Raw genomic sequence first — 6669 nt, 5'->3', positions numbered from 1 at the left:
GTCAGCCGCTGGTGACCCGAGACGCCAGCGGCTGACTTCTGTTTTGGCAGACTTGTGTGGCCCTCTGTGCGGCCCTCTTGGCTACGCGTCCGCGGTGTCTTCGCCGTGCGTACCCGGCCGCGGAGCCCAGGGCAGCTCCTTCCCCGCCCGCACCACGATCAGCCGGTCTCCTCGCGACAGCGTGCCGACGACCGGGTCGAAGTAGCGGAAGACCTTCTCGTCGCGTACGACCGCGATCACCTGGTCGGCGAGCTGCTGGGGCTGCTTGCCGACTTCGTTGACGAGAAGGTCGCGCTCGGCGACCTCCAGTCCGGTGCCGGAGTTGAGCAGGTCCTCCATCACCGTGCCCAGGGTCGGCGAGATGGTCGACAGACCCATCAGCCGGCCGACGGCGTCGGCGGAGGTGATCACCGAGTCGGCGCCGGACTGCTTCATCAGCGGCGCGTTCTCCCGCTCGCGGGCGGCGGCGACGATCCACGCCTCGGGGTTGATCTGCCGCACCGTCAAGATGGTGAGCACGTTGGAGTCGTCACGGTTGGTGGTGATGATGACCTGCTCGGCGTCCTTGACGCCCGCCCGCATCAGCACCTCGCGCCGGGTGGCGTCGCCGGTGACCACCGCGATCCCGTCGGAGTGGGCGTCCGAGCGGGCGACCGGGTCCGGGTCGACGACGACGAACTCCTCGGGGTTGGCACCGCTGCTGAGCAGCGTCTCCACGGCGCTGCGGCCTTTGGTGCCGTAGCCCACGACGACGATGTGCTGGGACATCTTCTTCCTCCAGCGAGCGACTCGGATGAGGTCACGGCCCTGCTTGGTGAGGACCTCGAGGGTGGTGCCGATCAGCAGCACCAGGAACGCGATGCGGGCCGGCGTGATGATGAACGCGTTGACCATCCGGGCGTGGTCGGCGACCGGCGCGATGTCGCCGTAGCCGGTCGTGCTCAGCGTCACCGTGGTGTAGTAGATCGCGTCCATCAGGCTGATCTGGCCCGTGGGATCGTTGTTGTCGGCGTAGGCGTCACGGTCGAGATAGACCAGGAGGACCGTGCCGATCAGGATCGCCAGGGCGGCCAGCAGCCGGCGCCCGAGCTGCCACCACGGCGACCGCACCGTCTCCGGGAGAGAGACCTGACCGGCATCTGCCCACTTCGGGGCGTACGCGCTTGTCTCGGACACGTCCCGACCCTATAGCCAAGCCTCTATCGTCTCTCGTATGAGTGCCTCCGACATCCGTCGTGTCACCAACCAGGCTCCGCCGCTGGCCGGCCACAACGTGGTCACCGGTGACGCCGCGCTCTCGGCGGCGGTCCTGCGGCATGCCGACGGGGAGACCCTCGACTCGCTCGCGCCGCTGGGCGCCGAGGCCGGCACGACCGATGCGCAGGAGCACGGCCGCCTCGCCAACCGTCACCACCCCGAGCTGGTCTCCTACGACCGCTACGGCAACCGCCTGGACGAGGTCGCCTTCCATCCATCGTGGCACTGGCTCATGGAGCGGGCCGTCGGCCATGGCCTCGCCGCGGCTCCGTGGGCACCGACCGGGGCCGGCTCTCAGACGGCCCACGCCCACGTGCGTCGCGCCGCCGGGTTCCTGGCCTGGTCCCAGACCGAGCCCGGCCACCTGTGCCCGATCTCGATGACGTACGCCGCGGTCCCCGCGCTGCGCGCCAGCGAGTCCCTGGCCGCGGAGTGGGTGCCGAGGCTCGCCTCCACGATCTACGACTTCGGCCTGCGCGATCCCGCCGAGAAGCTCGGCGCCCTGGCGGGCATGGGGATGACCGAGAAGCAGGGTGGCTCCGACGTACGCCAGAACATCACCGAGGCCCGTCCCGTGGGCGACGACGTCTACGAGCTGCACGGGCACAAGTGGTTCACCTCCGCCCCGATGAACGATGTCTTCCTGGTGCTGGCCCAGGCGCCGGAGGGGCTGACCTGCTTCCTGCTCCCCCGGGTCCTGCCCGGAGGCGACCACAATCGTGTGGACGTGGTCCGCCTGAAGGACAAGCTCGGCAACCGCTCCAACGCGAGCTCCGAGCTCGAGTTCCGCGGCACGACGGCCTACCGGCTCGGTGCTGAGGGGCGCGGCGTACGCACCATCATCGAGATGGTCGCCGCGACCCGCCTCGACTGCGTGCTGGGCTCGGCAGCACTGATGCGCCGCGCGGTGGCCGAGGCGAGCTGGCACGTCGCCCACCGCTCCGCCTTCGGCGGCGTCCTGGCCGACAAACCGCTGATGCAGAACGTGATCGCCGACCTGGCCGTCGAGTCCGAGGCCGCCACCGCCCTGGCGATGCGTCTGGCCGCCGCGGTCGACCGGCCGGACGACCAGCACGAGCGGGCGCTGCGCCGCATCGGTCTGCCGCTGGCGAAGTTCTGGGTCTGCAAGCGCACGCCCGCCCACGTCGCCGAGGCGCTGGAATGCCTGGGCGGGAACGGCTACGTCGAGGAGTCGGTGATGCCGCTGCTCTTCCGCGAGTCCCCGCTCAACTCGGTCTGGGAGGGCTCCGGCAACGTCAACGCGCTCGACGTCCTGCGCGCGATCCAGCGCGAGCCCTCGGTCCTCGACGCCTGGATCACCGAGGTGGGCAGCGCCAAGGGCGCCGACCGACGCTACGACCGCGCGGTGGACTCCACGCTCGCCCTGCTCGGCGAGTCCATGGGCAGCCCGGACGAGCTCGAGCGGTCCGCTCGGCGCCTGGCCGGCGGCATGGCGACGCTCCTCCAGGGGAGCCTGCTGGTCCGCTACGCCCCCGACGAGGTGGCCGACATCTTCTGCGCCAGCCGGCTGTCTGGTCACGGCGGGACGTTCGGCATGCTCACCGGCGGCGATCAGAAGGCGGTCGTGCAGCGGGCGACCCCGACGCTCTAGTTCGCGGGCCCACAGACGACACGGCGGGCGCCGCGTCCCCGAGGAGACATGACGCCCGCCGCGTACGGACGGATCTCAGCCCTTCACGGACCCAGCGGTGAGCCCACGGACGAAGTAGCGCTGCAACGAGAAGAACACCAGCAGCGGAACCGTCATGGTGATGAACGCACCGGCGGTGAGCAGGTGCCACTCCTGGCCCTTGTCGCCGATCAGGTCACGCAGTGTGATCGTGACGACCTCGTTGTCGCCGGCGCCGAGGAAGATCAGCGCGACGAGGAGGTCGTTCCAGACCCAGAGGAACTGGAAGATCGCGAACGCGGCCAGCGCGGGCACCGACATCGGCACGATCAGCCTCCAGAACGTCTGGAAATGCGACGCCCCGTCGATCTCGGCCGACTCGATGATCTCATGCGGCAGGCTCGACATGTAGTTGCGCAGGATGTAGACCGCCAGCGGCATCCCGAACCCGGTGTGCGCCAGCCACACCGCGAGGAAGGTGCCGTTGAGGTCGTAGTCGCTGAACAGGCTGAGCAGCGGCACGAAAGCCACCTGCAAAGGCACCACCAACAGCCCGACGATCAGCATGAACAGCACGTTGCGCCCCCAGAACCGCATGAACGTGAACGCGTACGCGGCGAACGCAGCGATCATGATCGGCAGCACCGTCGCCGGGACGGAGACGACGATCGAGTTCACGAAGGCGTTGGCCATCCCGCTCTCGAGCACCTGGGAGTAGCTGTCGAGCGTCCACTGGGAGAACGGATCGGTGACGACCGTCCACCACCCCGACGTCTTGACGTCGGCCTCGTCACGGAAGGACGAGACCAGCAGCCCGAGGGTCGGGATGAACCAGAGGACGCACAGCAGGACGATGGCGACGCGGACCGCGAGGCCGCCCATGGTCAACCCCCTCATCAGCGTGCCTCCTGCTTCTTGAACTGGCGCATCTGGTAGATCATCACCGGGATCACGGCGATCATCAGGACGACCACGACCGCCGCGGCCCGACCGGAGTCACCGAACTCGAAGAGCTCGACGAAGAAGGTGTTGGCCAGCACCGAGGTGCCGGACCGACCACCGGTCATGACGTAGACGATGTCGAAGACCTTCAGGACCAGGATGAGGATGGTCACGAAGACCACGATCACCGTCGGCCAGATCTGCGGCACGACGACCTTGAAGAAGATCTGGACCTCGCTGGCCCCGTCGATGCGCGCCGCCTCCACGGTGTCGTCGGGGACGCCCTTGATCGCCGAGGAGAGCAGCACCATCGCGAACCCCGCCTGGAGCCAGACCATGATGACGATCAGGAGCAGGTCGTTGAGGCTGCCGGTCTGGATCCGAAGCCAGGCGACCGGCTCGAACCCGAGGCTGGTCGAGATCGCCGAGAGGAGCCCGATCTGCTGGTCACCCTGCGCGAACCTGGTCGTGTAGATGAAACCCCAGATCGTGCTCGCCCCGACGAAGCTGATCGCCATCGGCATGAAGATGACCGACTTCGCGATCCGCTCCGGCAGCGCCTTGAGCCGGTCGGCCAGCACCGCCACGAGCAGGCCGACGATGACGCTGCCGGCCGGCACGATGAGGATCCAGAGCAGGTTGTTGAACAACGTGCCGAGGAACTCGTCGTCCTTGAACAGGTCGGTGTAGTTCTGGACGCCTACCCAGTTGATGCTGTTCTGATCGGCGAAGCTGTAGATCACCGTCAGCACGGCCGGGTAGATCAGGAACAGGGTGACCACCAGGATGGCGGGACCGATGAAGACGTACGGCTTGACCCGTCGCTCCCACTTCCCGGGAAGGAGGCCCGAGACGAAGTTGAGCACCCAGAAGAGGGCGGCGGTGCCGCCCACTCCCAGGACGATCGCGACCAGTCCGTTGATGATCTTCAGGAACGGATCATCGCTCATCCTCGCCAGCTCTCCTCGATAGCGTCGGCAGCCTCCTGAGCGCTCTTCTCACCTCCGACGTAGGCGTTCATCTCGCTCCAGAAGGTGCCGGCACCGACCTGCGCGGGCATCAGGTCCGAGCCGTCGAAGCGGAAGGTGTCGGCGTCCTGCAGCAGGGTCGCGATCTCTCCGAACATCGGGTCGGCGTACTGCGAGTTGTCGAACTCCGTGCTCGGCGAGAGCCAGCCACCGGCCTTGGCCCACTCGGCACCGAAGTCGGGCTTGGCGAAGTACTCCATCAGCTTCACCACGTCGGTGTCGTTGGTGAATGCGGTCGCCATGTCACCGGCGCCGAGCACCGGGGTGCCCTCGAAGCCGCCCTCCATGTCGCCCGGGAGCGCGAAGACGTTGACGTTGCCGGCCAGGTCCTGCTGGACCTCCTTCGGGAAGAAGGTGGTGATGAAGTTGGCCTGGCGGTGCATCTGGCAGCCCGGCGGGTTGCTGAACAGGGGCAGCGGCGAGTCGCCGAACGGCTCGCTCAGGGTGCCGTCTGCGCCGCCGCGTACGTTCTTCGGCTTGTTGATGATCTCGCCCATGGTCTCGATCGCCTGGACGATCTTCGGGTCGTTGAAGGGAACCTCGTGGGAGACCCAGTCGTCGTAGAACTCCGGTCCCTCCTGACGCAGGACGATCTCCTCGACCCAGTCGGTGTAGACCCAACCGGTGTCGGCGCCGGCCTCGGCGCCGAAGCACCACGGGGTCTGGCCCTTGGCGATGATGTCGTCCTGGAGCGACATCAGCTCGTCCCAGGTCGTCGGCGTCTTGTAGCCGGACTGCTCGAAGTTCTTCGGGGTCCAGACCAGCGACTTCATCGAGACGCGGATCGGGACGCCATAGGTCTTGTCGTCGATCTGGACCGAGTCCATCAGGCCCGGGATCATGGTGTCGTCGAGCGAGCCGACATCCATGAGGTCGTCGAGCGGGAGCGTGTCACCCGACTCGGTCAGGTCGCCGACCAGACCGGGCTGCGGGAAGAGCGCGATGTCGGGGGCATCGTTCCCGTTGACCTTGGTGCGGATCTCGGTCGTGAAGTCGGTGGACGGGGTGTAGGTGACCTTGATCCCCGTCTCGTCGGTGAACGTCTTGAGTGCCGCGTTGAGGCCCACGGCCTCGCCCTCGGGGATGGCACCGAGGATCTGGATGCTGCCGTCTCCCTCTTCGGTCTCGCCGGCATCGTTGCTGCCACCGCCGCCCGGCACCCCACAGCCGGTCACGGCGAGCAGACCTGCGACTACTGCTCCGATTTGCCACTTGCGCACGTGCATTGGAATTGCACCCTCCATCGTCGTTTGATCCACGGAGTCGTGCCACGCAGGCCGCGTCGGGTCCACGAGGCAGCGCCTCGTTATGTGATCTCCGTAACACTAGTCGCTACGGTCCATCGATGTCCCGGACAAATGGTCGAACATTCAGCCGAGAACGCGCAGGACCATACCTGTCAGATGCTCGAGTGCCTCGGCGACCCGCCAGCGCGGAGTGGCTCCGCAGGCCGACGTACGCCAGAATCAGCGCCCAAATGAACTATCCCCAGTCACCCCATCAGGGGCCCTATCACCAGCCTCCCCGCGACCCGCTGGCCGTGGCCGGCCGGCTGGCGGCCGCCATCTGCTCGATCCTGTTCTGGCTGATCGCGGCGATCGCCCTCATCGCTGCCGTGATCGGCATCTTCCGGGCCTTCAGCGGCGACCTGGCGTGGCGCACGGTCGGGATCTGGACCATCGCCGGCATCGGTTGCTACGCGTTCTCGTGGATCGTCGCCGCCCTCGGCCGGATCGGGCTCGACGACGAGCCGATCGGGTCCTGGCGCGTCGCGCCGTTCGAGCTGGCGCGGATCCTCTACCGCAACCGGTG

Annotated in this window: 6 protein-coding genes; 2 read left to right on the top strand and 4 right to left on the bottom strand. The window is 67.5% G+C overall.

What is annotated here, in order from left to right:
- Positions 1–81: 81 nt before the first annotated feature.
- Positions 82–1176 (bottom strand): potassium channel family protein, encoded by a 1095-nt coding sequence (locus ACFVJS_RS25200; protein WP_378886135.1) that lies wholly within the window; start codon positions 1174–1176, stop codon positions 82–84.
- Between the two features lie 37 nt (positions 1177–1213).
- Here ACFVJS_RS25200 and ACFVJS_RS25195 point away from each other — a divergent pair, with 37 nt between their 5' ends.
- Positions 1214–2869 (top strand): acyl-CoA dehydrogenase family protein, encoded by a 1656-nt coding sequence (locus ACFVJS_RS25195; RefSeq protein ID WP_378886133.1) that lies wholly within the window; start codon positions 1214–1216, stop codon positions 2867–2869.
- Positions 2870–2944: 75 nt separating this feature from the next.
- Here the strand turns inward: ACFVJS_RS25195 and ACFVJS_RS25190 are convergent, their stop codons facing one another.
- The 3 genes from ACFVJS_RS25190 to ACFVJS_RS25180 are packed head-to-tail and all read right to left on the bottom strand — an operon-like array spanning position 2945 to position 6077.
- A complete protein-coding gene (locus tag ACFVJS_RS25190) occupies positions 2945–3784 on the bottom strand; it encodes a carbohydrate ABC transporter permease (protein ID WP_378886132.1) in 840 nt (279 codons plus the stop codon).
- Positions 3784–4779, bottom strand: coding sequence for a carbohydrate ABC transporter permease (locus ACFVJS_RS25185; protein ID WP_378886130.1), 996 nt, complete (start codon positions 4777–4779; stop codon positions 3784–3786). The genes ACFVJS_RS25190 and ACFVJS_RS25185 overlap by 1 nt, the downstream gene beginning before the upstream one ends.
- Positions 4776–6077: an ABC transporter substrate-binding protein gene (locus ACFVJS_RS25180; protein ID WP_378886128.1), complete on the bottom strand. Its 1302-nt coding sequence runs from the start codon at positions 6075–6077 to the stop codon at positions 4776–4778. The genes ACFVJS_RS25185 and ACFVJS_RS25180 overlap by 4 nt, the downstream gene beginning before the upstream one ends.
- Positions 6078–6334: 257 nt before the next feature.
- On the opposite strand from ACFVJS_RS25180, the gene ACFVJS_RS25175 reads away from it, so the two are divergent.
- Positions 6335–6669 (top strand): hypothetical protein (locus tag ACFVJS_RS25175; RefSeq protein WP_378886126.1); only part of this gene is annotated, 335 nt, incomplete at its 3' end.

The organism is Nocardioides sp. NPDC057772 (genome assembly GCF_042798075.1).
Classification (GTDB): domain Bacteria; phylum Actinomycetota; class Actinomycetes; order Propionibacteriales; family Nocardioidaceae; genus Nocardioides.
Note: the sequence above shows the minus strand (reverse complement) of the source record. Positions and strands in the feature narration are given on the sequence as shown.